2 protein-coding genes are annotated in these 1,877 nt (G+C 36.7%); one reads left to right on the top strand and one right to left on the bottom strand.

The annotated features are described in order from the left end of the window. Positions 1 to 650: 650 nt before the first annotated feature. Complete coding sequence (locus Q0976_RS23895) at positions 651 to 1,106, bottom strand: hypothetical protein (RefSeq protein WP_299497358.1); 456 nt, start codon at positions 1,104 to 1,106, stop codon at positions 651 to 653. A 277-nt stretch (positions 1,107 to 1,383) separates the two neighbouring features. Between Q0976_RS23895 and Q0976_RS23890 the strand changes: the two genes are divergently transcribed. Next, positions 1,384 to 1,806: a hypothetical protein gene (locus tag Q0976_RS23890; RefSeq protein WP_299497356.1), complete on the top strand. Its 423-nt coding sequence runs from the start codon at positions 1,384 to 1,386 to the stop codon at positions 1,804 to 1,806. Positions 1,807 to 1,877 lie beyond the last annotated feature (71 nt).

Genomic DNA, 1,877 nt, shown 5'->3' with positions numbered 1-1,877 from the left:
GAATAAGTGAATAAGTGAATAAGTGAATAAGTGAATAAGTGAATAAGTGAATAAGTGAATAAGTGAATAAGTGAATATTGATTAAAGCATCAATAAAAAGCAATAAAATAATATAGTTACATTCCTTCAATACAATAAACCAATAAACCTTATCACCCTATCCTTTCTTTCAATTCAACTATCAATTCAACTATGCTTAACCATTAACCATTAACCACTATCCATTACTTAAAAGGTGCCACTGAATATGATAACCATCCCATTGATAATACGGAGTGCACTTGTCATCTTAGGAATAGTCGCACTATCAGCATGCCAAGTTTTGAACTAAAATACATAAACTTACCACTACCCCCTCTGTGCTCCATGTCTTCAAAAACAACAAGCAAAATTAGCCAGTAATATCAGTCAAAGTGGCCATGTGGCTCAATGCCACGCCATTAAAGCTGCCATCACAACACCTGATATTAATACAAGGATAACGAAATAAAAAATGACATACTCAGCTGGAATGAAAAGTGATTTAGGCAAGGCGAATTGTTAAAAGCATCGTCATTCTACGGTAAGACAAATCAACAACGAATACATCACTTTTTAAACCCGCCTTTAGGCGCTTCATTTGAGCGCTCTAAGACTAACGCCAATAAGCCCTAGGTTTTGATGCAATAGAGTAAAGCAATATTCTTAGGCCGAGTTTCACTGCCACCAAAAAAGGTTGTTTCTGTGCCCATTTGGCCTGTTTTCGTCACATGAGGGACAAAGTCATAGCCATTAGGACTAAAGTGGCCTTTAACATCCGCATACCTTTGCACATGAGTGTGACGTTTTATTGCATCAGCTTGCAATGATGCTGGTTTACGTTTGCCATCTGGATCAATTAACGTACCTGAATCATCAATCCCTCGAATAAAATGACCGTAAGCAGGTTTAAAATCTTTCCATCCTTTAGGACATTGCATTGAATCAAAGGCAACCACAGCCCCTTCAGGCACGGTTAACGCGCCAAAAAAATGACTTAACGTACCTGAAAACCCTAAAATAACTGCAGTCAACACCGATGCTAAAACCGGCACAAATATATCTTTTTGCATATAACCCTGTTGCATCCGTTCTTATCCATATGTGTTATTCAGAGAGGGAGACCCATTATTTAAATCTAAAAAATTCTTCCTGTCAGTCGACAAACCACCTTAGATGGCAAGGTTAAAGAGCGATAAAATAAGTCGCACAGCAATGATTCATTTCATTGAAATATTAACGTCACTTTTTTGCTTTAACTTAAATCAGAATGTACGCACAAGCAATCAAATCATAAGCAGTATCCAGTTATAACACAGCCTACTCCACGTCGTTATTATCAAGTACAACAGGGAATCTATGTACATGACTAAACAGATGATAAAACCATGCCTGAAGTTGTTATTGAGCTTATTCCTACTCATTAATCCAACGCTGGTATGGAGCGCATATTGGGAAACGAACCAAACTTATCAATATCAAAATGGGGCTTTGTTGACTGAGCGCCAACAACCACTCAATCGTTATTTTCAATCCAGTGTCCATAATGCTTATTTAAAATCGCACTCTCTTTTTGATATTTTAAAAAATTATAGTACTAACATTGAATTGGATATTTTTGATGTACGAGATGCCAATGCTTGGTTTAATAAAACCTATTTGTCAGGAGACTGGTATGTCAGGCACAATGCAAACGATCCTAACGAAAATGTCATGTGTCTTCCCGATGGCGATCATGATTACTTATCTGAATGCTTAGATGAAATCAAGCGTTTTCATCACAGTTAAGTGCTTAACTAAAAGTTATCGTATATTTTGATGGGTAATTATCCATGATGCTTTTTACACTCTTTTTAAGC

Origin of the sequence: uncultured Shewanella sp. (assembly GCF_947501665.1) — a bacterium.
Classification (GTDB): domain Bacteria; phylum Pseudomonadota; class Gammaproteobacteria; order Enterobacterales; family Shewanellaceae; genus Shewanella.
This window is presented reverse-complemented; position numbering and strand designations above follow the sequence as displayed.

Excerpts from the sequence above, each read along its gene's own strand:
- Q0976_RS23895 (WP_299497358.1), bottom strand. The coding sequence starts at position 1,106 with ATGCAACAGGGTTATATGCAAAAAGATATATTTGTGCCGGTTTTAGCA.
- Q0976_RS23890 (WP_299497356.1), top strand. The coding sequence starts at position 1,384 with ATGACTAAACAGATGATAAAACCATGCCTGAAGTTGTTATTGAGCTTA.